We start from the raw sequence: 25,911 nt of genomic DNA on the forward strand, positions 1-25,911 counted from the left end.
TCACAGAGTCGCGGGCGTTCGAAGAGCGAGAAGCATACGCGAGGGGGAGCGGAGCGGAGGGCGTCCGTGGTCGCTCAACGGGCCTACCCCGTAGCCCCGTTGGGCGCAGGTGTCCAGGATCCGGGGGAGGGCGCCCAGCGCCGAGCGCCACGCTTCGGGCGCGGAGGTGCAGTCGGAGTCATGGAGCAGAATCGTGCCGCCGCCGTCTAGGTCGGCGGTGACGGTGCGGTGGACGGACCGCGGGGTGGCGCGTGCCGTCCAGTCCTCTCCCCAGCAGGTCCACAGCACCGGGTCGAGGCCGAGACGGCCGGCCGCCAGGTGAGCCGCCGTCGACATGACGCCGTACGGCGGTCGGAACAGTGTCGGCTGCCGCCCGGTGATCTCGGCGACGGTGTCGCGGGCCCGGCGCAGGTCGTCGTAGGTGGCGCGCGGGCCGCGCAGCAGCAGGGGGCGGTGCTGCCAGCCGTGGACGCCGATCTCGTGGCCGGCCGCGGCGATCTCGCGGACCAGGCCGGGGGAGCGGTGTGCCTCGCTGCCGAGCAGGAAGAACGTGGCGTGCACCCGGCGCCCGGCGAGCAGACGCAGGAATTGCGGGGTGGAGCGGGGGTCGGGACCGTCGTCGAAGGTCAGGGCGACGTGGTCCGGGCGGCCCCGGCCCGCGAGGCGGGGCATGACCCGGTTGCGCAGCGGTCCGAAGGTGGAGAGGACCGGCGCGGCATGGACGGCGGCGAGCGCAGGCAGGGCGGCGAGGGCAGCCGTGCGCAGCGTGCGGGCTGTGTTCACGAGTGGCGGCCTCCTCGCGGGGAGGTGCGGCCCGGCGCGGGGCCGTCCGGGTCGAGGCGGTGACTGACGGCGTGGAAGAGGTCCGGAGCGTCGTGTGTCGTGGCGATCCCTGTGGCGGCGGTGCCCGCCCACACGGCGGACGCGAGGGCGGCGGTGGCGGCGAGCCGGAGCGGGACACGAGGGCGCCGTGCGGCGGTACGCCCCTCCGGGGCGGGGAGCCCCGCACGGTGCACGCGGGCTATCTCGGCCGCCGGGCCGCCGTCCGGGGTCCGGGCGAACAGGGCGAGCCCGGTTGCCCGTTGCCGATGCCCGAGCGGTCCGTCGATCAGATCGTGGAGTACCGCCTTGAGGTCGGCCGGCTCGCGTATCCACACGGCCGTGCCGGCCTCGTCCAGGGCGGCGGCGTTGGTCAGCCCGTGGCCCGGTATGCAACGGTAACTGGCCACGGGCAGGCCGGAGGCGCACGCTTCCAGCGAGGTGAGCCCGCCGGCGTTCTGGACGAGGACATCGGCGGCGTGCATCAGGGAGGACATGTCGTCGACCCAGCCGAAGGCGTGCTCGATACCGTCCGCGCGCAGCTGCTCGGCCAGGGTGTCGTTGTGCCCGCACACGACGACGGGCACGGCGGCACCGCAGTCACGCAGCTCCCGGGCCACGGTGCGCACCGGCCCCACCCCCCAGGACCCGGCGACCAGCAACGCCAGCGGGGCGTTGCGCGGCAGCCCGAACCGGTCCCGTGCGTCGGCGCGCTGCCGTGCGTCGCAGGGACCGAAGCGCGGGTCGGTCACCGGCCCGCGCACCCGCACGTCCCGCGCCCCGACGGCTCGCGCCTGTGCGGCGGGCACGGCGTGGGCGGCGAGGTGGACGTCCACACCCGGTGCGACCCACAGCGGATGCACGGAGAAGTCGGTCAGATAGGTGAGGACGGGCACGGCCAACCGCCCGTCCAGGCGCAGGTTCCCCAGCACCCGGCTGGCTCCCGGGTAGGTGGAGACGACTGCTCCGGTGCCCGGCGGCAGGGCGCGCAGCACCCGGTCCTGCGCCGAGCGCAGCAAGGTCCGCGCCACCGTGCCGCCGCCCCCGGCGCGCTCGGTGCTGGAGTAGATCCGCTGGTAGGCCCACGGGGCGCGCACCAGCATCCGGTGATACCCCTCCTGGACCGTGCGGCCCAGATGGGCGGGGAGCAGGTCCAGGAGGTCGAAGCGGTCCACGGCGTAGCCCTGCGCGCCCAGGCGCCGGGCGAGCTCGGTGGCGGCGCCGTCATGACCGGCTCCGACACTCGCGGAGACGATCGCGACCCGCCCCTGGCCGGGCGTCGCGGGGCGCTGCGCAGGAACGGCGACCGGGTGCGCGGGTCCGGGCGCCGTGGGTGCGGCGTGGGGCATGGGTCATCCTCCGCGGGTGACGGGAGCGACGGAACTCTACGAGTTGTAGTAGTTCGCGCTTCGAAGCCCGGAGCATACCTCCTACGACTAGTAGGAGATGGCTGGGTAGTCTGTGCGAACGGACGGCGAACGGAGGCATCTGGTGGACGAACGAGGGGACGGGGGCGCCCGCGAAGCGTCCGGCAGGCGGGCGCGCGGCGAACTGGAGAGCGATGTGCTCGCCGCGCTCTGGGCTGCCGACGGCCCCCTGACCGCCGGCCAGGTCCGGGAAACGCTGCCGGGCGACCTGGCCTACACGACCGTCCTGACCATCCTGACCCGGCTGCACGACAAGGGCATGCTCGTCCGCCGGCGCGAGGGCCGGGGCTACGCCTACGAGCCCGCCCGCGACGAGGCGTCCCACACCGCCCAATGCATGCACTCCCTGCTGGAGGGCGGCTCCGACCGAGAGGCGGTGCTGGCCCGCTTCGTGTCGGAGCTCTCCCCACAGGACGAGCACGTGCTGCAGCAGCTGCTGTCCGGGCACGACGCCCGACCCGAGGACGGCCGCCCGGGCCGGAGGTCGTAGCTCCGTGCTGATCAGCGTCTACGTCCCGCTCGCCGTCACGGCCGTCCTCGCCGTACTCGCACCCCGACTCGCGCCCATGCTGCCCCCGCGCCCCGCTGCCTGGGCGCTGGCCTGTGCCGCGCTCGTGACGGCGGCCGGCTGGGCAGGCTCGTTGGCGCTGCTGGCCTTCACCGGCGTCGCGCAGATCCCGGAGGTCGCGGAGGAAGGCAGTTGGTCGGTGGCCGCACTGCGCGCCCAGGACCCGGTGTATGTGGTCGTCGCGGCCGCCAGTGCCCTGATGTTGGCCGCGGGTGTCGTATCGCTGGGCGTGGCCGCCGTACGGCAGACACGCCACCTGGCCCGGGCGTGGCGGGAGTGCGCCCGGCTGCCGGCGGAGACGGAACTGGCGGTCCTGGACGACGACGCCCCGATCGCCTTCGCGTTGCCCGGGAACCCGGGACGCATCGTGGTGTCCCGCGGGATGCTGCACTGCCTCGGCGGCCAGGAGCGCGTCGCCCTGCTCGCGCACGAGCGCGCGCATCTGCGCGGTCGCCATCACCTCTTCCAGAGCCTGTGGCGCCTCACCGCGGCCTTGAACCCGCTGCTGCGGCCACTGGCCGTCGCCGGAGACTTCGTCCTGGAACGCTGGGCCGACGAGGAGGCCGCGGCCCAGGTCGGCGATCGCACGGTCGTCGCCCGCGCCGTCGGTCGCGCCGCCCTGGCATCCGCCGGCGTGGCACGTCCTGTCGCCCTGGCCGCGACCGGCGGCGTGGTGCCGCAGCGGGTGCGCGCCCTGCTGGGCCCGCCGCCCCGGCGCCGGACCCTGCCCCTGGTGGCGGGCGGCGTCCTGCTCGCCGCGTGCTGCACGAGCCTCGCCCATGCGGCATCGGACAGCGACCACATGGTCGACAGTGCCCAGTGCGCGCGGCAGGCCGAGACCTCCACGGGTAGGACGGTGACAGACCACCGGTGGGGCGGCCCCGAGATCTGCTGCGGTCCGCCCGGCTCGTCCCACCCGGGCGGGGAGCGCCCGGCACCTCCCGCCGAGGCCGCCAGGAAGTGACCGGGGTCTGTGCGCGGACACGGCCGCCGGAGGGATACCGGTCGTCCTCCCCCGGCTGAGCGACCCCGCAGGCCATGCCTGTCGGTGACCGTGTGTTGGTTCGGCAGTGCGGTGTGGGCCTTCCGAAAAGGAGACCCGAACGATCGTGATGCCCCGTCCCGCAGCGACGGGGGCGGGTCTTCAGGCCGATTGCTGAGTAGCCGTCCCCTTCCTCGTGCGACCGGCAGGCCCTCCGGCGGCACCGGTGCGGTGCAGGTGAGAGGGGTGCGCGCGGCGACGAAGGTGCGGGAATGCGCCCGGCGCATGTGGCGGGTGGCGCGGGTGGTGTGACGCAGAACACGAACCGGATACGCAGGCGTGTTCGCCGTGTCGCTCGGGTGGGTTACGCCTGGCCAGAGGGCTACGGAGGGTGACTAGCGGTGCTTGTTGAAGCTTGCACAGCGCCGCCCCGGGGGCACGCCCCGTGAATTTTTCAAAGGGACGTGAGTGTTCCGCCCCGCACATCACTTAGCTAGGGGTCAGGCCCAACGGCCTTTCGGCGCATGCGAGTTGGCGCCGGGTCCCTGAATGCCTCGATGGAGAGGAACTTTGCTCATGTCCCCTGCCGACAGGAGCCGCACGTGAGGTACGACGACTCTCCCGAGGGCGCCTCGGCGGAGTACGGCGCCGGGCTGACACAGTCGATGTTCGTGCCCCTGGACCTGCCGCTGGACTTCGAGGGCTTCTACCTCGGACACCAGGAAGCCTTCCACGCCTATGCGGAGGTGCACTTCGGTGTCCGGGAGACCGCGGAGGAGGTCATACACGAGGTCTTCCTGGAGATCCACGCCGGCTGGTCGCAACTGCTGAGCGCGGGCAATCTCGAACAGGGCGCGTGGGCGATCGTGCGACGGGTCGTCCACAACCGCCTGGACCGGGAGGGACGGGGACCGGCGTTCGTCATCAACGGACCCATCGCTCAGGCCCTCGACACGGCGCTGGTCACGGCCCGCGACAAGCTGCACAAGATGGAGTCGAGCAGCGGCCTGTACGAGGCGATCGCCGAGCTGCCCGACCGCCAGTTCGAGGTGATCGTGCTGCGCTACGTGCTGGGCTACCCGACCGCGAAGGTCGCCTGGTACATCGGCATCGACGACCGCACGGTCGGCCACCACCTGCGCCGCGCGAAGGAACGCCTACGCGTCAAGCTGGGCCTGCCCGACACCCCCAAGAAGCCCAAACAGAAGGGAGCCGGAGCATGACCGCCACCATCGACACCCTCCTGGAAGGCGCCAGCCTCCCGGTCACCCCGCGTCGCGGCACCGACGTCGCCGCGGGCCTGCGACGCCTGGCCGCCGACGCCTCCCGCCGCACCCCCGCCACCGAGGTCACCCGCGCCGCCCAGGCCGGACAACGTCTCGCGGTGGTGTCCCGGTGGGTCCTCAACGAACCCGACGCCGCCGCCCACGTCGCGAAGATCGCCGAAGGCCCCGACCGCGGGGCGCTGACCGAGGACGAACTCGACGTCGACGGCGCACTCGTCTTCGCCTGTCTGCTCTCCCTGACCGGACACCCCGAATCCGCACAGTTCTGGTGGCAGCTCGCCGCCGGCGCCGGCAGCCGCGCCGCCGCCTACTGCCTGCATCTGCACCACCTCTGCGAGGGCGAGTCCAGGCGGGCACGGCACTGGTTCCACCAGCTCACCCACTCCATGGCCGACACCGACCCGCCGGACGCCGCCTTCCTCGACGGCCTGGAGATCTTCGCCCGGTACGTGCGCGCCAACGGCTGCGGCGCGCACGCGCCGACCGGCCGCCTGGAGAGCGAGGTCGACCGGCTCGCCGCCCGCACCCCGCACTCCTCCGTCATCGTCGCCCGTCCCGACCGCCAACTCGTGGACCGGCTCTCGGAGTTCGCCGAGGGCCGCTGACCCTCGGGCCCAGCAGGACCCAGCGAAGGGGAGTCCTCCGCCGGCCGCCGGTTCTCGGGCCGCGGCCGGACGGACTCCCCGTCAGGACGCCATCAGAAAGGGACCTCAGCCATGCACGCCGACCCCCGCCCGCCCCGCGCGGGACGCGAACGACTCACCGCCGCCTGGACGTGGCTCGCACGACGCAGGCGCACCGCCCTCGCCCAGCTGCTGCGCGGCGCCTGCTACGGCGCCGGCACCGGGGCCGTCGGTTTGCTCTTCATGTGGGCCGAACACCGGATGTGAGCGACGGGAGAACCCGAACTGCCCCGGCCGCCGACCTCGGAGACCTCGAGATCCGTCCGCCGGCGGACGGCCGGCGCGTCCTGCCCCGTGGGAGTCGGGCGGCTCAGGACGACTCGCGCACCACGAGGCGGCAGGGGACGGTGTGCCGGCCGGGCTCCGGTCGGGAGCCGATGGCGTCGAGCAGGCGCAGGGCGGCCTGGCGGCCGATCTCGGAGAGGTTCGTGTCGATCGTGGTGAGCGGCGGGCGACAGGCCAGCGCCATGATGTCCCAGTTGTCGTAGCCCACGATCGCGACCTTGCCGGGCACGTCCAGTCCTCTCTCGCGCAGGGTGTCGGCGACCCCCCTGGCGATCTGGTCGTTGCCGCAGAAGAAGGCGTCCGTGTCGGACGTGATGCGCAGGACCGCTTCCGCCGCGCGGCGTCCCCACGCCTCGCTCCATTCGCCGAAGTGGACGCGGCCGGTGGCGAGTTCGAGTGAGGAGCGTTCCAGCAGTTCGACGGTGTGGCGGGCCCGGTCCTGGGCGGCCGCGTGGTGGGCGGGGCCGGTGATGTGCGCGATGCGGGTACGGCCGGTCGCCAGCAGGTGTTCGACGGCCAGCTGCGCTCCGCTGCGGTCGTCCGAGACCACGGAGATGTCGTCCGGGTCCGTGGAGGGCGAGAGTGCGTAGACCGTCGGGATCGGCTCTATGCCCTTGAGGGGCGGCCTCGGGTCGGTGCGGCGGCCGGTCACGATGATCCCGTCCACCCGCCGGTCCATGAGGTTGCGCAGATGATGCTGCTCGCGGATGGCGTCGCCGCGGGTGTCGCACAGCAGCACCGAGATCTTTCCGGCGCCGAGCGCGTCCTCGGCGCCCAGCAGCACGGGTGTGCTGAAGCGGCCGATGCCGTCGGTGGTCATCAGGCCGACGGTCCAGCTGCGGCCGGTGTGCAGGCTCTGCGCGTGCTGGTTGGGGCGGAAGTCGAGTTCTTCGACGGCGGCCAGGACCCGCTGTCGCGTCTCGGGCCGCATCCTGCCGTTCCCGGTGAGTGCTTTCGAGGCCGTCCCGACACTGACGCCGGCCAGCTTGGCCACATCGGCGAGCTTTGCCCGTCCGGCGGGGGGAGAACCTGGAACATCGGACACGCGCAACCCTTTTCCTTGGTGATGGAGGCGCTGCACATCCTGACATCGTTCGCGCCGACTGACCAGTCTGCGGGGGATGCGGAGATTACATTCGGCGTACCTCTTGACTTAGGCTCCCCATCTCTCTACTTTTCCGGCAGAAAAACGTTTTCCCAAACGGGTTCGAGAGGTGGGCCACCGCCTGCCCGAAGTCCGGGACACCGTGACGCCGTGAGCGCACCGGTATCCCCGGACCCGCTCCTCATCCAACTGTTCGGAGAGCCATGCCCCACCCCCGTTCCGCCGTGCCCTCCTCCGAGTCCCCGACCCTGTCCGAACAGCCGGTCAGCCCCGTGGGCCCGGTCCGCCCGGGCCCGGGCGCCAAGACCACGCTCGCTCCCGCCACGGTCGACGTGCGGGGCGGTTTCTGGAGCACCCGGCGCCAGGTGAACGAGCGGACCTCCATCCCCCAGGGCCCCGCGCTGCTGGAGTCCGCGGGAAACCTGAGCAACCTGCGGGTGGTGGCCGGTCTCGCGGAGGGCGAGTTCCAGGGGGCTTACCCGTTCGTGGACTCCGACGTCTACAAGTGGCTGGAGGCCGCCTCCTGGCAGCTCGCCCGGCAGACGCCCGGCGAGGACAGCCCGCTCGCGGCCGAGGTGGAGCGGCTGGTCTCCCTCGTCGCCGACGCCCAGCAGCCCGACGGCTACCTGAACACGTGGTTCCAGCTTCTCAAGGGCGGCGAGCGCTACCAGGATCTGCGCTGGGGCCACGAGCTGTACTGCGCGGGCCACCTCATCCAGGCCGCCGTCGCCCACCACCGGGCCACCGGACGGCGTGAACTCCTCGACGTGGCCGTGAAGTTCGCCGACCACGTCGACTCGGTCTTCGGTCTGCCCGGCAGCGGCAAGCCGATCGACGGCATCGACGGTCACCCCGAGATCGAGACGGCCCTGGTGGAGCTCTACCGGGAGACGGGGGAGGGCCGCTACCTGGACCTGGCCGGCTACTTCGTCGACCGCTTCGGCCACGGCCTGCTGGGCGGCGAGGCCTACTGCCAGGACCGCGTCCCGCTGCGCGACGCGACCCACGTCGAGGGGCACGCCGTACGCCAGTTGTACCTGCTGGCGGGCGCGACCGACCTCGCGACCGAGAACGGGGACGCCGGGCTGCGTGCCGTCACGGAGCGGTTGTGGTCCGCGATGACCGCCACCAAGACCCACCTCACGGGCGGCCTGGGCGCACACCACGACGAGGAGGACTTCGGCGACCCCTACGAACTGCCCAACGAGCGCGCCTACTGCGAGACCTGCGCCGCCATCGCCTCAATCCAGTGGAGCTGGCGCATGGCCCTGCTCACCGGCGAGGCCCGCTACAGCGACCTGATCGAACGCACCCTGTTCAACGGCTTCCTGGCCGGAGTGTCCCTGGACGGCGAGAGCTGGCTGTACGTCAATCCGCTCCAGGTCCGCGACGGCCACACCGACCCCGGTGGCGACCAGTCGGCCCGCCGTACCCGTTGGTTCCGCTGTGCCTGCTGCCCGCCCAACGTGATGCGGCTGCTGGCCTCCCTGGAGCACTACCTCGCCTCCGGCGACGGCAGCGGCCTCCAGATCCACCAGTACGTCACCGGCCGTTACGCGGGCGACCTGGACGGGACCCCGGTCGCGGTGCGCGCGGAGACCGACTACCCCTGGCAGGGCACGATCGGCCTGACCGTCGAGGAGTCCCCGGCCGACCGGCCCTGGACCCTCTCGCTGCGGATCCCGCAGTGGTGCGACGCGTACCGGGTCCGGTGCCAGGACACGGTGTACGACCAGAGCGACGCGCCCGTCACCGACGGCTGGCTGCGCCTGGAGCGCACCTGGGCACCGGGCGACCGGGTCGTCCTCGAGCTCTCGCTGGCACCCCGCCTCACCGCCGCCGACCCCCGGGTGGACGCCGTACGCGGCTGCGTCGCCATCGAACGCGGACCGCTCGTCTACTGCCTGGAAGGCGTCGACCACCCCGGCGGCGGCCTGGACGACATCGTCCTCGACGTCACCGGCCCGCTCGCCGTGACGCACCGCCCCGACCTGCTGGGCGGCGTGACCACCGTGACGGCCGCCGGCCACCGCCGCCCCGGTCCCGACGCGGGCTGGTGGCCGTACACCCCCACCGGCGGCCGGGCCCCCGCAGCGGACCCCGCCCCCGTCGAACTCACCGCCGTCCCGTACTACGCCTGGGCCAACCGCCAGGACGGCAGCATGCGGGTCTGGTTGCCCATCTCCTGAGCCCCCTCGGCCTTCCCCCAGGGCCTTTTGCAGTCCCCACCTCCCCCCGCGTCCTGCCCTCCCTATGAGCCGCCCCAAGACAACGAGGTCGCCGTGAGAAACACCCGTCACACCCTGATCGCCGCCGTCGCCACTGTCGGCGCACTTCTCTCCGTCGCCGCCTGCGGAGGCGGCTCCAGCTCCTCCGCCTCCGGATCCGACAGCACCGGCGGGACGTACACCTTCTGGGACCCGTACCCGCAGTTCGACGCCTCCTCCGCGTGGGGCAAGCTCGTCAGCAAGTGCGGCACCGATGCCGGGGTCAAGGTCAAGCGCACCGCCATGGACACCACGGACCTCGGCAACAAGGCCCTGCTCGCCGCCCAGCAGGGCAACGCCCCCGACGTGATGCTCGTGGACAACCCGGTCGTCTCCACGCTGGTGGAGGCGGGCATCCTCAACAAGACGAGCGACCTCGGTCTGGACACGAAGTCCATCCAGCAGAACATCCTCGGCGCGGGCACGATCGACGGCTCCTCCTACGGTGTGCCGATCGGCGCCAACACCCTCGCGCTGTACTACAACAAGAAGGTCCTTACGGCCGCGAACGTCGACCCCGCCTCGATCAAGGACTGGAACTCCCTCACCGCGGCCCTGAAGAAGGTCAAGGCGGCCGGCAAGAAGGGCATCACGTTCTCCGCGATCAACACCGAAGAGGGCAGCTTCCAGTTCCTGCCGTGGTTCTGGGGCGCCGGCGGTGACCTGACCAAGCTCAACTCGGCGAAGGGCGTGGCCGCACTGTCCCTGTGGAAGGGCTGGGTGGACGACGGACTGGCCCCCAAGGACGTCCTGCAGAACACCCAGACCACCAGCTGGCAGGAGTTCGCCACCGGCGACTACGCGTTCAGCGAGAACGGCACCTGGCAGCTCGGCAACGCCGACAAGGCCGGCTTCGACTACGGCGTCATCAGCATCCCCGGCCAGAGCGGCGGATCGGCGCCGGTGCCGACCGGCGGCGAGTTCGTCACCATGCCGGTCCAGAAGGACAGCGGCCGGTACGACGTCACCAAGAAGATCGTCACCTGCCTGACCAGCTCCACCAACCTGCTGGCCACGGACACCACCCTGGCCTACGTCGCTCCCACCGCCGCGGTGCAGGCCGAGCAGGTCAGGGCCACCCCCGGGCTCAAGCCGTGGGTCGACGCGGTGGCCGTGGCCCGCGGTCGCACCAGCGGTGGTCTGGGCACCAAGTACCCGACCATCTCGCAGCCGATGTGGACCGCGGTGCAGAGCGCCCTGTCCGGCGGCCAGAGCCCGCAGGCCGCTCTCGACGCCGCCCAGACGGCCGCCGGCAAGGGCTGACCTCGACGCCCTCGCGGCACGTGCCGGAGCCACGTCTCCGGCAGCCGCACGGCACCCGCAACCGCCCGGACACCATCGCCGGTCCCGGGCGGGCCACCCTCTCCAGGAGTCCGTATGACCATCGCCCGCGTCGACCGCCGCGCACAGCGGTCCCCGGCCAAGCCCGGGGCGGCCGGCACCGCCGCCCCGGCGGCCGGGCCGGCACTGCGGCGCCGCCAGCGCCTCAGGAGCCGGCTGACCGCACTGGCGTTCCTCGCGCCGCTGGCCCTCTACCTCGTCGCGTTCTACGTCTATCCCCTCTACCGCAACCTGGACCTGAGCCTGCGCGACTACACGGTCCGCTCCTTCGTCGCGGGCGACGCGCCGTTCTCCGGGCTCGACAACTTCCGGACCGTCCTGGACGACCCCACGTTCGGTCCGGCGATGCGCCACACCATGATCTTCACCTTCGTGTCGATCGCCTTCCAGTACGCCGCAGGGCTCGCGCTCGCGGTCTTCTTCAACCGCCACTTCCGGCTGGCCGGCACCCTCAGGGCGCTCTTCCTGATCCCCTGGCTGCTGCCGCTGATCGTGTCGGCGTCGACCTGGTCGTGGATGTTCAACAGCGAGTCCGGCGTTCTCAACTACGCCCTCCACACGGTGGGCGTGGCACCGGTCGACTGGCTCAACTCGCCGCACTGGGCGCTGGCGTCGGTCATCATCGCGAACATCTGGATCGGCATCCCGTTCAACCTGGTCATCCTCTACAGCGGGCTGCAGAACATCCCCGGCGAGCTGTACGAGGCCGCCTCCCTGGACGGGGCGAGCGCCTGGCAGCAGTTCCGGCGGATCACCTTCCCGCTGCTGCGCCCGGTCTCGGCGATCACCCTGCTCCTTGGCCTCGTCTACACCCTCAAGGTGTTCGACCTGATCTGGATCATGACGAAGGGCGGCCCGGGCGACGCCTCCGCCACCCTGGCGACCTGGTCCTACCAGCTCGGATTCGGCACCCTGCTGCCGAAGTTCGGCCCCGGTGCCGCGGTCGGCAACGTCCTCATCCTCATCGCCCTTGTCTTCGGACTGCTCTACATCCGTGTCCAGAGGAGGCAGGAAGCGTGAAGTCCCCCACGGGAAAGCGCCGTTACACCGTCATCGGCCTCGTCCTCACCGCCGTGATGCTGTTCCCGGTGTACTGGATGGTGAACGTCTCCCTCACCCCCCAGCAGGACATGCGCAAGAGTCCACCCGACCTGCTGCCCCTGCACCCCACCTTCGAGGGCTACCGCGCCGTCCTGAACGACCAGATGCCCTACCTCGGCACCAGCCTGCTCATCGGCGCGGGCACGGTCGTCCTCACCCTGGTACTTGCCGCCCCGGCCGGCTTCGCACTGGCCAAGCTCCGCCCCTGGGGCGGGAGTTCGCTCGGCCTGGTCCTGCTGGTGGCCCAGATGATCCCCGGAATCGTCATGGCGATGGGCTTCTACGGCATCTTCCTCGACCTCGGGCTGCTGAACTCCTGGTGGGGCCTGATCGTCGCGGACTCCACCATCGCCGTGCCGTTCGGCGTCATGATCTTCACGGCCTTCATGTCCGGGATCCCCGGCGAACTCATCGCCGCGGCCCGGATCGACGGCGCCGGCACCTTCCGTACCTTCCGCTCCGTCGTCCTGCCGGTGAGCCGCAACGCGATCGTCACGGTCTCGCTGTTCAGCTTCCTGTGGGCCTGGTCCGACTTCGTCTTCGCCAACACCCTCGACGGCGGCGGCGACTGGCGGCCGATCACACTCGGCATCTACCACTACATCGGCAACAACAACCAGGAGTGGAACGCGATCATGGCCACCGCCGTCGTCGCGTCCCTGCCCGCAGCGGTCCTGCTGGTCCTCGCCCAGCGCTATGTGGCCGCGGGCGTCACCGCGGGCGCGGTCAAGGACTGATCCGCGGATGCCCGCCGCCCGCGGTCCACCGACCCGCCGGGACCGCGCTTCGCCCCCGTCCCTTCGGCACACCCCGTAGAGCTGTCTTTCGTCACGAGGGCCCACGTCCCGCGTAACCGGCCGGCCCCGAGCCGTCGCCTTCCCCGGCGCACCGCGCCACGGCAAGATCCCCTCCAGCCCAGGAGAGCCGCTGATGTCATACCTGAGCTCCCGCCACCGCCTCAGAGGAACCCTCGGCCGCGTGAGCGCCGCCGCCCTCGCCACGACCCTGGCCGCCACGGCCGTCGCCCTGTCGGGCCCGTCGGCCCAGGCCACCCCCTCCTCCTCCACCACCCTGGTCGTCAACGCCGCGCAGACCCTGCGGTCCGTCACCCATGTCGGCACGGGCAGCCTCTACGGCCTCGCCGACGACAGCACCCCCTCCGACAGCCTGACCAAGGCGCTGAAGCCGAACACCTTCGTGCAGATGGCACCGGGCGGTTCCCAACTGCCCAACGGCGAACCCAAGCCCGCCGGTGACGCCCTGGTCGTGGCGCCCAAGGCCGCCCGCGCCGGGGCGAAGGTCGTCGCCCGTATGCCGGACTGGTACCCCGACTTCCCCTACAAGTGGGTCAGCATGAGCGACTGGCTGTCCGCCGTGGACAAGCAGATCGCCGCCGTGAAGGCCTCCAGCGCCACCAACATCTCGGCCTGGGCCATCTGGAACGAACCGGACGGGAACTGGGACACCGCCAAGGCCGGCCCCTTCGACGCCGCCTGGAACACGACGTACAAGGAGATCCGCTCCAAGGACACCACCACCCCGATCCAGGGCCCGAGCTTCGCGACGTACACCCGGGCCAAGATGCAGACGTTCCTCCAGGACGCCATCGCCAACAATGCCGTCCCCGACGTCATCGCCTGGCACGAACTGCAGACCAGCTCGACCATCGCCGCGCACATCGCCGACTACCGCGCCCTGGAGACCAGCCTCGGCATCAGCCCGCGGCCGATCGACATCGAGGAGTACGGCACACCCGCCGAGATGGGCAACTCCGGCGCCCTCATCGGCTACGCCGCCAAGTTCGAGCGCGGCGGCGTCCGCAACGCCGAACTCGCCTTCTGGAACCACTACGGCACCCTCGGCGACACCCTCACCGACACCGGCGGCTCGCCCAACGGCTCGTACTGGACGTACAAGTGGTACGGCGACATGTCCGGGAACATGCTCACCACCACCCCTCCCGCCCAGACCGGCATCGACGGGCTCGCCTCCCTCAACGGCTCCGGCAATCAGATCAGCGTCATAGCGGGCGGCTGCAGCGGCTCCTGCGCGGTCACCGTCAACGGCCTCTCCTCCCTGTCGGCCTTCGGCTCCACGGTCCACGTGAAGCTGGAGTACAGCCCCAACACCGGCCGCACCACCGCCTCCTCCGGCCCGATCACCGTCTCCGACGCCGACTACACGGTCTCGGGCGGCTCCATCACCGTGCCGGTGGCCATGAACGCCACCGACGGCTACCACCTGGTCGTCACCCCCAGCGGCACCAACACCTCGCTGGCCGGCCGCTACCAGATCACCAACAAGAACAGCGGCCTCGCCCTGGACACCAGCGGCGCGGGCACCGCCCAGGGCACTTCGGTCGTGCAGGCCACGTCCACCACAGGTACCGACCAGAACTGGACCCTCGTAGCCGCGGGTTCGGGCCTGTACAAGATCGTCAACCAGAAGAGCGGGCTGCTGCTCGGCATCACCAACGCGGGCACCGCCGACGGCGGCACCGCCCTGATCTGGGGTGACAACGGCACCGCAGACCATCTCTGGCAGCTCATCCCGGCCCGCAACGGCTACTACAAGATCGCCAACTACAACAGCGGCCGTCTGCTCGGCGTGGACCAGATGAGCACGTCCTCCGGTGCGCAGGTCCTGCAGTGGTCCGACAACGGCACCGACGACCACCTCTGGAAACTGACCGCCCGCTGACCCTCGGCCACCAGTGCCCCGCGCCCGCCGCCCGTGCGGCGGGCGCGGGGCCCCCAGGTCTCTGACAAAGCCCCGATCAGCTGTAGAAGTTCTTCGGCCAGCGGTGCTTGGCCAGCAGCTCCAGCTCGTGGCCGGTCAGGGGCGGCGCGTCGGCGACGGCGGCGTTGCGTTCCACGTTCGTCAGGGACCGCATCCCGACAATCACTGTGGAGAGCGCCTGCCCGGCGAGCGCGAACCGCAGCGCTGTGGAAGCGAGTTCGTCGATGCCGATCCCCAGGTCGGTGATGAGCGCGTCCACGTGCTCCTCGACCTGGGCAGGCCGGTCGTCCCTGAAGTACCAGTTGCGCCAGTCACCTTCGGGGAAGGCGACACTCGCCCGGACCGAGCCCGTCAGGGCTCCCTCGTCGAGAGCGACCCGCCCGATCACGCCGACGCCGTACTCCTCGCAGGCCGGCAACAGGGCGTCGGACGGGGCCTGCTCGAAGATGTTGTAGATGACCTGGACCGCGTCCAGTACCCCGGTGCGCAGCAGCGTGAGCACGTTCTCGGGCTGATGATCCTTGACCGAGATCCCGAAGGCCCTGATCTTGCCCTCCTGCTTGAGGGCGCCCACCGTCTCCAGCCAGTCACCGCGGCCGGTCCACTCGTCCTCCCAGGTGTGCAGCTGAAGGAGGTCGACGTGGTCGCGGCCCAGTTCACGCAGACTCGTCTCGAGGCTCTCCCGCAGGTGCGAGCCGGGGAAGACCTCGTCGGGGTGGAGCCCGCTGGAGGCCAGGGAGACCGGGACCTTCGGCCCGACCTTGGTCGCCACGAGCACCCCGTCACCGCCCCCAGGGCGCTCCCGCAGCGCACGGCCCACGACACGCTCACTGCGGTCGTACGCCCGGGCGGTGTCGATGAAGGTGAGGCCCAGGTCGAGGGCATGGTGCAGGGCTCTGACACCGGAGTCGTCGTCCGCGCCGACCCAGGCTCCCTGGCCCAGCCCCCAGGCGCCGTACCCGATCTCTGACACGGACAGTCCGGTGCGGCCGAGGTCCCGATGACGCATGTGCTGTTCAGCTCCCCTGGATGACACGCCGACGACGGAGGTACCGATCGGTGCGCCTTCCGCCGCCATGACCGATCTGACCGACCTGACCGAGGAACGCTGCAGACGGCGGCGTGTGAAGGCCCGCTCGGCAGGACCACCGTATCTCCGGGTAACGCGCGAGCAGGAGGCGAGGGCCCTGGGGCTGTCGCACGGCACGGGCGCCGGACGCGCGGTGGCCGCGCGGGGCCGAGGTCAGGTGCTCAGGGCCTGCTCGACGGTGGGGAAGCAGGAGATGATCTCGTCGATTCCGACCAGGCGCAGCAGATACCCGACGGAGTCCTGGGCGCCCGCGATGCGCAGCCATCCCTGAGCACCGCTCACGCGTCGGTGGACGGTGACGAAGGTGTTGATGCCGCTGGAGTCCATGAAGGTCACGCCGCTGAGATCCGCCACGATCCGTGGCGGTGGCGTGCCGTCCTGGGACAGCAGCGCCTGGCTGAGGACGTCCTTGACGTCGTGGTCGATCTCGCCGCGCACGCTCACGACGAGGACGCCGTCGACCACTGCGTGCTGGGTGGAGAGCCGCCCCGGCCAGTTTTCCTGGTGGATGTCGCTCACGTCTTTCCGACCGGGCCCGGGCTTGTCCACCCAGGGCTTGCCCGTACGATTCTGCCCCACCGCCGCGGCGGCACGCGCCCGAACAGCTGCCGGACATCTTTCCTGGTGACATGTATGGCGCCGGCGCGGGTACCTGCGCACGTCACGGGGGGAGTGAGGGCGAGATACGTGGGATCCCAGGGCGACCGTAACCGCTGTGCCGGAGATCAGTACCTGATGCGAGCCGACTATGCACTGAAAGGAGACGTCGGCTGTATCGCCGAAGTCCGACAACATGCTGTCGCTTTCCTCGACCGGGCCCGCACCGGCTGTCACCTACCGGTGTCCGAGCGCGCCACGGACCACACCCGGCTGGTGGTCAGCGAGCTCGTCACCAACGCGCTCAAGTACGCCCCCGGCCCCGTCCTGATGGAACTGCGCATCGCCGCCCACGCCCTGGACGTCGTCGTGTGGGACAGCGACCCCACTGTTCCCGCTGTCCTGCCTGCCGATCCTGCCAGGATCGGCCAGCACGGCCTGGAGATCGTCAGAGCCGTCACCCAGGACCTCTTCACCGAGCAGGAGCCGGTCGGCAAACGCGTCACGGCCCGCATCGCTCTGTCCGACCCGCTCGGCGACGACACCGAACGCCGCTGAGCGAAATAGCCCTGCCGACCGCTGCCTCATCGGGCGAGAGCGTCGGCTTGGGCTCCCGTGAGTCCTCGGCTCCGAGGAGGGCGGTTCACGCCGAGCGCCCTGAGGTACATCCCGTCGATCCGGGTATCCCTGCCCGGCCCACCGGACCGATCACCGATTCCGTCGACGTCGCCGGCTCCCGAGCCGACGTCCGCAGGAACGCATCCCGGGCCAAGCCCTGGCGCCCACCCACAGCAGGGCCCAGGCGCGACCGTACGCCGGTCTGCCGCCGACGCCGGAGCGGATCGTGGACGTCGCCTCCACCGTGCTGCCGCCGCCTACACTTCACCGGTAGAGAGACCGTGAAGCGGGACAAGCGGAACAGCCAGGGGCGGCGGCGTGGACAGTCCAGGGGAGGCCGACGCGCCGTCGGCATCGACGGCCCCGTCCGCAGGTGCCCTGCGTGTGCTCCCGCTGACGGACCGGCCGGGCTGGCAAGCGGTCGGCGAGGTCGGTCTGCTCACCCGCCCGGCCTGGGAACAGACGCTGCATCACCTTGCAGTGAGCGACGAAGAGGCGTGCCACTTGGAACTTTCCGCGGTCACCTTCGTCGACGTGGCAGGCGTCTCGGCCCTGGCGGTGACCGCCCAGGGCCTTCGGCAGGGGCGGCGCATCGTGCTCGAAGAGCCGCCCGCCACCCTGCGGCGCGTTCTGGACATGTTCTGGCCGGACCTGCCCACTGTCGAGGTGATGACCCGATGACGGCCCTCAGCGCCGAGCTGTTCGTCCACCCCGCCTTGTTCTACTCGGGCGAGGGGGAGTACCTGCACGGCACGGTGCCTTTCGTCCGCGCCGGTCTGAAGGCCGGGGAGCCGGTGGCGGTGGCCGTGCCGGGACCGAACCTCGCCATCCTCAGGACCGCCCTGGGCGAGGACGCCGCACACGTGACGTTCCTCGACATGACCGAGGCGGGACGCAATCCCGGACGGATCATCCCGAAGGTGCTGCGCGCCTTCGCGGACGCACATCGCCAGACGCGGGTGCGGATCATCGGTGAACCGATCTGGGCCGGCCGCAGCACCGTGGAATACCCGGCGTGCGTGCAGCACGAGGCACTGATCAACCCGGCATTCCAAGGCCGGGACGTCACCATCCTGTGCCCCTACGACGCCGACCGGCTCGAAGAGCAGGTACTCACCGACGCGTACGCGACGCATCCCCTGGTCATCTCCGGAGGCAAGGAACGGACCAGCTCCGCCTACGACCCCGAACACGTGGTCGCACGCTACAACCAGCCTCTGGAGCAGCCGGCGCAGGCCACGGAACTCGTCTTCGACGCCGACCGGCTGCCGGGCGCCAGGCACTTCGCGGTCGAACAGGCCACGCGGTTCGGTCTGTCCGCTGTCAGCCTGGAGGACGTGGCCCTCGTCGTGGCCGAGCTGACCACCAACAGCGTCGTGCACGGCGGCGGCTCTGGCACCCTGCGGATGTGGGCCGACGGCGGCCAGGTGGTGTGCGAGGTGCGCGACCACGGGCACCTGAACGATCCGCTGGCCGGCCGTCGCCCACCCGCACGGGACCAACTCGGCGGCCGGGGCCTGCTGCTGGTGAACTCCCTCGCCCACCTCGTGCGCATCCACACCGGCCCCGACGGCACCATCGTTCGCTGCTACATCAGCCAACACTGACCCCGCCTCGGCAGGTGGGGGGCCGGCGGCCGGCTTCTCGGCGCACTGCCGGGTCCTCGGATCGCGGGGTACGACGTGTCGGGCGGGCAGGAAGTACCTACGGTGACGGGACGACTCCGCTGTCCGAGCTCGTGGACCGGGCGGTGCGCACGCCGAGCAGCCGGCGGCTGACCCCTGAGGGCTTCCGCGCCCCGAACATCCCGCCGGACGCCTGCGTCGAACAGGGCGAGCGCGCGGTGCTGTTCACCCTGCCGGGCACCCCCGTCCTCTTCTACGGCGAGGAACTCGGCATGGGCGAGAACCTTGCCGCCGAGGGACGTCAAGCCGTACGCACTCCCATGCAATGGACCCCGGAGAAGGGCGCGGGGTTTTCCACCGCATCGCCGGACACGTTGCCCAATCCGCTGGTGGACGGGGCGTTCGGTCCCCGGAAGATCAACGTGTACGAGCAGAGCCGTGACCCCGACTCACTGCTCAGCCGCATGCGTTCCTTCATCGAACGCTACCGGGGGAGCCCCGAACTGGCCTGGGGTGGCTACCGCCTGGTGGAGACGGGGGAGCAAGCGGTGCTGGCACACGTCTGCCGTGCAGGCGACGGCACGGTACTGGCCGTGCACAACTTCGCGGACCGGCCCCTCACCGTACGGCTGGAGATCCACGAGGCCGGAGCGGGCGAGCAGTTGACGGACCTGCTCGACGAGAAACACACCGCTCTCAAGGCGTCCGAGGACGATCTGTTCCGCGTCGACCTGCCTGCCTACGGTTACCGGTGGCTCCGTGTCGGCACCCCGGCGGACGACCCCGAAAGGGTTGCTTGCGGCTGACCTGCCCGTCGTACCGGCGTCGGCTCTCGTGCCGACGCGCAGGAGATCTTCCTTCGAGATCATCGATTGCCCCATTGCCCCATTGCCCCATTGCCCCGTCGGTGCCGGCGGTACGGCCCACCCTCAGGAGTGCGGCGGCGACGTCGCGGGACCGGTGGCGCGGCGGGAGGTCATCACGGCGGCGGCGATCGCGGTCGCCGCCAGGATCGCCCCGGCTGTGGCCAGGGCCGCCTGCGCGGCGGCGCGCGGCGCGTCCGCGCCGGCGAGGTAGATGCCGCCGACGACCGCGACGCCCAGCGTGCCGCCGAGTTGTTGGACGGCGTTGAGGAGCCCCGCGGCGGAGCCGGTCTCCTGCGGCCCGACACCGCGCAGCGCAGTGGTGAAGAACGGTGGCGTGAACAACCCGGTGCCCAGGCCCGCGACGGCAAGGGCGAACGGCAGGGCCACGGGGTACGCGTCGGGCGCACTCGCCCGGTAGGCGAGGACGGCCCCGGCCAGGCCGGTGGCGAGGGTGGCTATGCCGGCGTGCATGACGCGGGTTCCGTGGCGCGGGACCAGACAGGACCCCGCGGCCCATGACCCGACGGCCAGGCCGGTCGACCACGGCAGCAGTGTCAGACCCGCGGTGAGCGGGCCGCGGCCGAGGCCCAGTTCCAGGTGCAGCACCACGGTGATCATGACGGCGTTCATGACGGCGAAGAACAGCGTTGAGGTGGCCAGCGCCGCCGGGAACGCGCGGCCCCGCAGCAGTGCCGGTTCGATCAACGGGGCCCGGCCCAGGCGGGCGGTACGGCGCTGATGGGCGACGAACAGTGCGAGGACGACAGTGCCCGCCGCGGCGACGGCCCATGCCACCGGGCCCGGGGTGCCGGTGGCCAGCGGGCAGACCATCAGGGCGGTGCCCGTCATCGCCAGCACGGTCCCGGCGGGGTCGAGGCGCGGGCGGGACGGGGCGCGGTCCTCACGCAGTCGCGGCGCGATCGCCAGCACGGCGACGGCAAGGGGAAGATTGACGAGGAACACCGCGCGCCACGACGACCCGAACACGTCGGCGTGCGTCAGGACTCCGCCCAGCACCGGCCCGAGCACCGCGGACAGGCCCATGACCGGGCCGATGGCGCCGAGTGCCTTGGGCAGTTCGTCGCCGTCGAACATCGCGCGGATCAGCCCGAACGTCTGCGGGATGATCAGTGCCGCTGCGGCGCCCTGCAGTGCGCGCAGTCCGATCAGCGCCTCGGCGTCCGGGGTGAGCGCGCACGCGAGCGAGGTGGCGGCGAACGCGGCGACGCCGACACGGAAGACACGGCGACGGCCGGCGATGTCGCCCAGCCGGGCGCCGGTCAGCAGCCCGAGCGCGAACGCGAGTGTGTACGAGGCGCTGAACCACGGGATGGCGGCGCTCGCGCCGCCGAGGTCGGTGTGGATGACCGGGCCGGCGACCTGGACGATCGTCGCGTCGAGGAGGTTCATGGCCTCGGCGACCAGCACCGCGGCCAGGGCGAGCCACCGCCACCGGTACACGGGCTCCGCCCCCGACGGCCCGGGCACGGACTCAGCCGACGGCTCGGTCGCGCGCGGGGCCCCGGAGAAGGGCGGTGCGTGGCGCACATCCGGACCCCGATTCCGGCGCGGGTCGGCGGGTGTGCTGCTGTGCGTGGCGCGGGACATGCTCTCTCCCCTGCGGTGTCCGGGACGGTGGCCGCCCCGGTGAGGCGTCCGGTGACCACCGTGCCGCTCATCCCGCATCAGCTTCTATCCTTGAACCGTAGATGAGCGATTACTTCCATACAGCTCGGCTGGTTCGGTGAATATGCTCGTACTGGATGATCTGGACCGTGGCCTGATCCACGCGCTGCAGGTGGACGGGCGGGCGCCGTTCACGCTCGTCGCCGACGTGCTCGGCTCCTCCACGCAGACCGTGGTGCGCCGCTATCGCCGCCTGTACGCGGAGGGCGGCCTTCGCGTGGTCGCGCTGCCCGCGCCGCGCAGCTCCGGCAGCCACCAGTGGTTCGTGCGGCTGACCGCCGCGACGCGTTCCGCGCACGACATCGCGGTCGCGCTCGCGCGCCGCCCCGACACCTCGTGGGTACGGCTGACCTCCGGCGGCACTGAAATCGTGGCGATCATCCACACCACGCCCGCAGGCCCGGACGCCCACGCGTTGCTGCTGCGCGACATCCCGCGCACCGCAGGGATCACCGCGGTCTCCGCGCACTACCTGCTGCACACCTACTTCGGCGGGCCGACCGCGTGGCGCGGCCGTGTCCACGCCCTCGACGCCGTACAGCAGGCGCGGCTGCGGGCCGAGAGCGGCGCAGGTCCCGGACCGGACGCCGCTCCCGCGCACGTCACCGCGGTGGCCCGAGGCGAGCAGACGGCAGGATCCGGGCCGGAACCGGAGGCGCCCGTGTACCTGCTCACCGACGCCGATCGGCGGCTGCTCGACGCACTGCGCGACGACGCCCGTATCAGCTACGCCGACCTCGCTGCCGCGACCGGCTCGACCGCGCCCACGGTGGCCCGCAGGCTCACCGAACTGCGTGCGCGCGGCGCGCTGTTCTTCGACGTGGACATCGACCCGGCGCTGCTGGGCATCACCGTCTCAGCGCTGCTGTGGATGCAGGTGGCGCCATCCCGCCTGGACGATGTCGCCACCGCGCTGGCCGGGCACGAGGAGCTGGCGGTGGTCGCGGCGACGACCGGTCCGACGAACCTGGTCGCGCACGCGCTGTGCCGTGATGCTGAGGAACTGCACCACTACCTGACCCGGAAGGTGGCGTTGGACGCGATCACACGGATCGAGACCGCGCCGGTGCTGCGCACGTACAAGGCCGCTGCCACGTTGCGGACCGGCTGAGCAGGGCCGCACCCGGCGCGGTGGCACCCACGGGTCGGTCGAGTCGCCGAGCAGGATCGGCAACAGCTGCAAGATCCCGGGCGACTGGGGCGACTGGGGCGAGATCCAGCGAGGGTCCAGCAGCGCTTGTTTCTCGATGCTCTGGGTGGGGTTGCATCGCGGTTTCGGGGCACTCGACAGACATCGCATCAGACCACGCCTGGAGGTACGTAATGATCGCCCTCGGCATCATCCTGCTTGTCATCGGTTTCCTGACCGGCATATCGATCCTGTGGACCCTCGGCATCATCCTCGCCGTGATCGGCGCCGCGTTCTGGATCATGGGGTCCATGGGCCACGCGGTCGCCGGCCGACGCCACTATTGGTGACGCAGCAGCCCCCGAACGCCGACGGTGCCAAGACGGCCGTCGCGCTGCTTCCTGCCGTGGGGGCCTCTTCGCAGAGGCCCCCGCAGCGAAGTCCGGCGGGCGGCCCGGACGCTGTCGCCTTTTCTCGTGGGGCACTGATCATCGGCGGACGGTTGGATCCCGGCTCGATCCGGCACGGACCTCACCCTGCACGGGACGGTGACCTTCGCGAAGGTGTGGCTGTCGAGCGCCAAGCCCCGCACGTCCCTGAGGTCAACCGGCGCTATGGATCCACCGCACGTACACAGGAACATCAGCGGTGTTGTCCCGACGCCCGTGACAGCTGCGCAGACAATTGCGCCCTGCGTTACTCCTCAGAGCGCCGGCAACTGGTCATACGTCCGGAATGTGTAGGTGGCGTCGTAGGCCATCAGATTTCCGCTCGATGCCGGCAGACCGAGCCGCCGGTTGAGCGGCGCTGACAGCGGCCCGCAGCCTTCAGCGGTGGGGGCGGCGAAGGTGTCGTCATACGCCGAGAACTTGATCAGGGGCGGGTCCTGGGAGACCCACTGCGAAGGACCTGATCGCTTCAGCTGGAAGTCGATCGGCGCGTTCGCCCCGATAGTGCATTCCTTCGCCAGCAGCGGGCTCAACAGCCGGAAGCGCAGACTGAACTGCCCGGTGTAGAAGTCGGACCGGCCACCGTACTCCGCCTTGATCGCCAGTCGGAGCTGCCGCGGGTACTCACCTGCCGCGGTGCCGGTCAGTCCGCCCGGAACGGCGGTGGGCGCCGTATGCATCGCACCCCACACCTGCCCCCTGGCGCCGTCCGGCATCGGCCCCTCGGCATGCGTCATGGTGATCGGGGCGAGAGCTACGGTGACCTTGCCCATCGTCAACTTCGGTTCCGCGGTGTGCACTTCACATCTCCACCGGACCGGATCGACCCCGGCGGGAAGTGGCGGGCAGTCACTGAAGTCCGCCGCGGGCCGGGCAGCGGCGGTGCCGGCACTCGATCCGGCGTACGCGGGACCCGCAGTGCACACCCCTGCAAGGCCCGCCAGGGCTGCGGCCCCGGCGAGGGTTACCGCTGCGCGGCGGCCAAGAGTCGGGCGGGAGACATCCGCTGTGGTGTTCGACATGACCAACAGCCTGCTGGCCAGGACCGGCCAACCGCTATCCGTGATGTCCCTGCCCCAACCCCCATCCAACCCTGATGGCCCGTCAGGGTGCGCGGTTCAGGCCGGGGCGGCGTTGCTGTGGAGACGGTCCGAACCTGGATGCGGCGACACCGAAGACGCTTCCTTCGTGGCACAGACCGCGGGCGGTGCACGATTCCCGTACCCGCGGACTCCCGCCGGACGGTTGGTTCCGAGCAGCAGGCCGCCGGCACGCCGAGCCGACTCGGAGCTCCGTCGCCTGTGTCGGCAGCACGAGGCCCTGCTGGAGTCGCTTCGGTGGCCTCGCCGGGAGCCCGCCGCCGTTCCGCGTTCGGCCGCGAAGGACTGGGGTGTCACCACGGTGCGAGCGGGCCGGGAACCGGGTTGCGTGGACCACTGCAGGAACGACACGTCGCCACGTCGGAGGGCTGAGCCATGACCGCGCCGATCCCCGTCTACTTCATCCACGGGCTGTGGCTGCACAGCACCTCCTGGCAGCCGTGGGTCGACCTGTTCCGTCAGGAGGGTTACGAGCCGTCCGCCCCGGGCTGGCCCGGCGACCCCGACACTGTCGCGGAAGCCCGCGCGAACCCGGAGAGCATCGCCGACCACGGCATCGACGACGTCGTGGAGCACTACGCGGCACTGATCGCCGAGCTGCCCGCGCCGCCGGTCCTGATCGGCCACTCGTTCGGCGGCATGATCGCGCAGAAGCTGCTCGGCCAGAACCGCGCCGCGGCGGCCGTAGCGATCGACGCCGCGCAGATCAAGGGAGTCCTGCCGCTGCCCCTGTCGGCGCTCAAGGCGACGCTTCCGGTGTTCCGGAACCCCGCCAACAAGCGTCGTGCGGTGTCCTTGAGTGCCGAGCAGTTCCGGTTCGCCTTCGGCAACGCGGTCTCGGAGGAGGAATCCGCGGCCTTGTACGAACGCTGGACCATCCCCGCCCCGGGCAAGCCGCTCTACGAGGCGGCGTCGGCCAACTTCAACCCGCACTCTCCGGCGAAGGTCGCCACCGAGAACTCCGGACGGGGCCCGCTGCTGCTGATCTCGGGCGGCAAGGACCACACCGTTCCCGAGACCGTCACCCGCGCCACCCTCAAGCAGTACCGGCACTCCGACGCGGTCACCGACATCATCGGCTTTCCCGATCGGGGGCACTCCCTGACCATCGACGGGGGCTGGCGTGAAGTCGCCGAAACGGTGCTGACCTGGCTGGGACGGCAGAACCTGGAGGTCGCGCGATGACGTCGAGCACGTTCCGGCCCTCCGCCTTCGACCTCGGTCTGGCCGGGCGGAGCGCCGTGGTCACCGGCGCGGGGCGCGGGATCGGTCTGGCGGTCGTCGAGGGCCTCCTCGGAGCCGGCACCCGCGTCGTCGCAGGGTCCAGGAGCCGCACCGATGCCCTCGACTCCCTGGTCAAGGGAGGTGCTGAACTCACCGTCGTGGAGCTGGACCTGGCCGATCGCGAGGCCCCGGCCGCGCTGGTCGCGGAGGCGGTCGCCGTATACGGCGGCGTCGACGTGCTGGTGAACAACGTCGGCGCGGTCCGCCCCCGCGTGGACGGCTTCCAGGCCGTGTCCGACGCCGACTGGGAGTGGGCCCTCACCATCAACTTCATGGCCGCCGTGCGGGCCACCCGTGCCGCGCTGCCCCACCTGATCACGAGCGGCGACGGACGGATCGTCACCGTCTCCTCGGTCAACGCCCGACTGCCCGATCCGCTGGTCATCGACTACAGCGCCGCCAAAGCGGCCTTGACGAACTTCTGCAAAGCCCTGTCCAAGCAGGTCGGGTCGGAGGGAGTCCGCGTCAACACGGTGAGTCCCGGGCCGGTCGAGACCGCGCTGTGGAAGGGAGCCGGTGGCGTCGCAGCCACCGTCGGGCAGTCGCTGGGAGTCGATCCGGGCGAGGTGGCCCGCAACGCCGCAGGAGCAGCGGCGACCGGCCGGTTCACGACCCCGGCCGAGGTCGCCGACGTCGTGCTCTACCTGGCAAGCCGGCGCTCCGGGAACATCACCGGCGCGGACTTCGTGATCGACGGCGGCATGATCGACGCCCTCTGACGTGCGCCTGTGACATAGGCATCCTGATCACCGGCCGGCCTCAGGGCCCGCCGGTGGACTTCCCGCCCGGTGCTGAGGCTTCAGCCCCGACCGAAGGAGGGAGCAACCCCGACCCGAATCCTCGTTCCCCTCTCAGATCGTCGGC

General features: G+C 71.2%; 25 protein-coding genes. 18 read left to right on the forward strand and 7 right to left on the reverse strand.

Features of this window, described 5'->3' with window-relative positions; genetic code table 11:
• Complete coding sequence (locus tag OHT57_RS44660) at positions 1 to 783, reverse strand: polysaccharide deacetylase family protein (protein ID WP_328752702.1); 783 nt, start codon at positions 781 to 783, stop codon at positions 1 to 3.
• Positions 780 to 2,168, reverse strand: coding sequence for an MGDG synthase family glycosyltransferase (locus tag OHT57_RS44665; protein ID WP_328752703.1), 1,389 nt, complete (start codon positions 2,166 to 2,168; stop codon positions 780 to 782). The genes OHT57_RS44660 and OHT57_RS44665 overlap by 4 nt, the downstream gene beginning before the upstream one ends.
• Before the next feature lie 142 nt (positions 2,169 to 2,310).
• Between OHT57_RS44665 and OHT57_RS44670 the strand changes: the two genes are divergently transcribed.
• The 5 genes from OHT57_RS44670 (at position 2,311) to OHT57_RS44690 (ending at position 5,972) form a co-directional block, all read left to right on the forward strand.
• The gene (locus OHT57_RS44670; RefSeq protein WP_328752704.1) at positions 2,311 to 2,736 is read left to right on the forward strand and encodes a BlaI/MecI/CopY family transcriptional regulator; all 426 of its coding nucleotides are present in this window, start codon (positions 2,311 to 2,313) and stop codon (positions 2,734 to 2,736) included.
• 4 nt (positions 2,737 to 2,740) lie between these two features.
• The gene (locus OHT57_RS44675; protein ID WP_328752705.1) at positions 2,741 to 3,778 is read left to right on the forward strand and encodes a M56 family metallopeptidase; all 1,038 of its coding nucleotides are present in this window, start codon (positions 2,741 to 2,743) and stop codon (positions 3,776 to 3,778) included.
• A 620-nt stretch (positions 3,779 to 4,398) separates the two neighbouring features.
• Positions 4,399 to 5,019: an RNA polymerase sigma factor gene (locus OHT57_RS44680; RefSeq protein WP_328752706.1), complete on the forward strand. Its 621-nt coding sequence runs from the start codon at positions 4,399 to 4,401 to the stop codon at positions 5,017 to 5,019.
• Positions 5,016 to 5,687 carry a hypothetical protein gene (locus tag OHT57_RS44685; protein WP_328752707.1) on the forward strand — a complete coding sequence of 224 codons (672 nt, stop codon included), beginning with the start codon at positions 5,016 to 5,018 and terminating at the stop codon, positions 5,685 to 5,687. Before OHT57_RS44680 ends, OHT57_RS44685 begins: the two co-directional genes overlap by 4 nt.
• A gap of 111 nt (positions 5,688 to 5,798) precedes the next feature.
• Positions 5,799 to 5,972: a hypothetical protein gene (locus OHT57_RS44690; protein ID WP_328752708.1), complete on the forward strand. Its 174-nt coding sequence runs from the start codon at positions 5,799 to 5,801 to the stop codon at positions 5,970 to 5,972.
• A 103-nt stretch (positions 5,973 to 6,075) separates the two neighbouring features.
• Here OHT57_RS44690 and OHT57_RS44695 read toward each other — a convergent pair whose 3' ends face one another.
• Entirely contained in the window at positions 6,076 to 7,095 is a 1,020-nt protein-coding gene (locus OHT57_RS44695) for a LacI family DNA-binding transcriptional regulator (RefSeq protein WP_328752709.1), read from the reverse strand.
• 263 nt (positions 7,096 to 7,358) lie between these two features.
• On the opposite strand from OHT57_RS44695, the gene OHT57_RS44700 reads away from it, so the two are divergent.
• The 5 genes from OHT57_RS44700 (at position 7,359) to OHT57_RS44720 (ending at position 14,564) form a co-directional block, all read left to right on the forward strand.
• Positions 7,359 to 9,344, forward strand: a complete 1,986-nt coding sequence (locus OHT57_RS44700; protein WP_328752710.1) for a glycoside hydrolase family 127 protein — start codon at positions 7,359 to 7,361, stop codon at positions 9,342 to 9,344.
• Positions 9,345 to 9,437: 93 nt separating this feature from the next.
• The gene (locus tag OHT57_RS44705; protein WP_328752711.1) at positions 9,438 to 10,685 is read left to right on the forward strand and encodes a sugar ABC transporter substrate-binding protein; all 1,248 of its coding nucleotides are present in this window, start codon (positions 9,438 to 9,440) and stop codon (positions 10,683 to 10,685) included.
• Between the two features lie 114 nt (positions 10,686 to 10,799).
• On the forward strand, positions 10,800 to 11,783 hold the full coding sequence (locus OHT57_RS44710; protein ID WP_328752712.1) for a carbohydrate ABC transporter permease: 984 nt from the start codon (positions 10,800 to 10,802) through the stop codon (positions 11,781 to 11,783).
• Positions 11,780 to 12,601 (forward strand): carbohydrate ABC transporter permease, encoded by an 822-nt coding sequence (locus OHT57_RS44715; RefSeq protein WP_328752713.1) that lies wholly within the window; start codon positions 11,780 to 11,782, stop codon positions 12,599 to 12,601. Before OHT57_RS44710 ends, OHT57_RS44715 begins: the two co-directional genes overlap by 4 nt.
• A 193-nt stretch (positions 12,602 to 12,794) precedes the next feature.
• Positions 12,795 to 14,564, forward strand: coding sequence for an RICIN domain-containing protein (locus OHT57_RS44720; protein ID WP_328752714.1), 1,770 nt, complete (start codon positions 12,795 to 12,797; stop codon positions 14,562 to 14,564).
• A gap of 76 nt (positions 14,565 to 14,640) precedes the next feature.
• Here OHT57_RS44720 and OHT57_RS44725 read toward each other — a convergent pair whose 3' ends face one another.
• Positions 14,641 to 15,612 carry an aldo/keto reductase gene (locus tag OHT57_RS44725; protein WP_328752715.1) on the reverse strand — a complete coding sequence of 324 codons (972 nt, stop codon included), beginning with the start codon at positions 15,610 to 15,612 and terminating at the stop codon, positions 14,641 to 14,643.
• Between the two features lie 234 nt (positions 15,613 to 15,846).
• On the reverse strand, positions 15,847 to 16,212 hold the full coding sequence (locus OHT57_RS44730) for an STAS domain-containing protein (RefSeq protein ID WP_328752716.1): 366 nt from the start codon (positions 16,210 to 16,212) through the stop codon (positions 15,847 to 15,849).
• Positions 16,213 to 16,533: 321 nt separating this feature from the next.
• Here OHT57_RS44730 and OHT57_RS44735 point away from each other — a divergent pair, with 321 nt between their 5' ends.
• From OHT57_RS44735 to OHT57_RS44750, 4 genes are all read left to right on the forward strand, one after another.
• Positions 16,534 to 16,848 (forward strand): ATP-binding protein, encoded by a 315-nt coding sequence (locus OHT57_RS44735; protein WP_328752717.1) that lies wholly within the window; start codon positions 16,534 to 16,536, stop codon positions 16,846 to 16,848.
• Between the two features lie 444 nt (positions 16,849 to 17,292).
• Positions 17,293 to 17,589: an STAS domain-containing protein gene (locus OHT57_RS44740; protein WP_328752718.1), complete on the forward strand. Its 297-nt coding sequence runs from the start codon at positions 17,293 to 17,295 to the stop codon at positions 17,587 to 17,589.
• Positions 17,586 to 18,515, forward strand: a complete 930-nt coding sequence (locus OHT57_RS44745; protein ID WP_328752719.1) for a sensor histidine kinase — start codon at positions 17,586 to 17,588, stop codon at positions 18,513 to 18,515. The genes OHT57_RS44740 and OHT57_RS44745 overlap by 4 nt, the downstream gene beginning before the upstream one ends.
• A gap of 143 nt (positions 18,516 to 18,658) precedes the next feature.
• Positions 18,659 to 19,339, forward strand: coding sequence for an alpha-glucosidase C-terminal domain-containing protein (locus tag OHT57_RS44750; protein ID WP_328752720.1), 681 nt, complete (start codon positions 18,659 to 18,661; stop codon positions 19,337 to 19,339).
• Between the two features lie 123 nt (positions 19,340 to 19,462).
• Here OHT57_RS44750 and OHT57_RS44755 read toward each other — a convergent pair whose 3' ends face one another.
• Positions 19,463 to 21,007: an MFS transporter gene (locus OHT57_RS44755; protein WP_328752721.1), complete on the reverse strand. Its 1,545-nt coding sequence runs from the start codon at positions 21,005 to 21,007 to the stop codon at positions 19,463 to 19,465.
• 142 nt (positions 21,008 to 21,149) lie between these two features.
• Here OHT57_RS44755 and OHT57_RS44760 point away from each other — a divergent pair, with 142 nt between their 5' ends.
• Both OHT57_RS44760 and OHT57_RS44765 read left to right on the forward strand, forming a co-directional pair.
• A complete protein-coding gene (locus OHT57_RS44760; RefSeq protein WP_328752722.1) occupies positions 21,150 to 22,196 on the forward strand; it encodes an Lrp/AsnC family transcriptional regulator in 1,047 nt (348 codons plus the stop codon).
• 212 nt (positions 22,197 to 22,408) lie between these two features.
• The gene (locus OHT57_RS44765) at positions 22,409 to 22,564 is read left to right on the forward strand and encodes a DUF6131 family protein (RefSeq protein ID WP_328752723.1); all 156 of its coding nucleotides are present in this window, start codon (positions 22,409 to 22,411) and stop codon (positions 22,562 to 22,564) included.
• 353 nt (positions 22,565 to 22,917) lie between these two features.
• Here OHT57_RS44765 and OHT57_RS44770 read toward each other — a convergent pair whose 3' ends face one another.
• The gene (locus OHT57_RS44770) at positions 22,918 to 23,436 is read right to left on the reverse strand and encodes a hypothetical protein (protein ID WP_328752724.1); all 519 of its coding nucleotides are present in this window, start codon (positions 23,434 to 23,436) and stop codon (positions 22,918 to 22,920) included.
• A gap of 702 nt (positions 23,437 to 24,138) precedes the next feature.
• On the opposite strand from OHT57_RS44770, the gene OHT57_RS44775 reads away from it, so the two are divergent.
• Positions 24,139 to 24,948: an alpha/beta hydrolase gene (locus OHT57_RS44775; RefSeq protein ID WP_328752725.1), complete on the forward strand. Its 810-nt coding sequence runs from the start codon at positions 24,139 to 24,141 to the stop codon at positions 24,946 to 24,948.
• Complete coding sequence (locus OHT57_RS44780; protein WP_328752726.1) at positions 24,945 to 25,766, forward strand: SDR family NAD(P)-dependent oxidoreductase; 822 nt, start codon at positions 24,945 to 24,947, stop codon at positions 25,764 to 25,766. The genes OHT57_RS44775 and OHT57_RS44780 overlap by 4 nt, the downstream gene beginning before the upstream one ends.
• The last annotated feature ends 145 nt before the right edge of the window (positions 25,767 to 25,911 follow it).

Origin of the sequence: Streptomyces sp. NBC_00285, assembly GCF_036174265.1 — a bacterium.
Classification (GTDB): Bacteria; Actinomycetota; Actinomycetes; order Streptomycetales; family Streptomycetaceae; genus Streptomyces.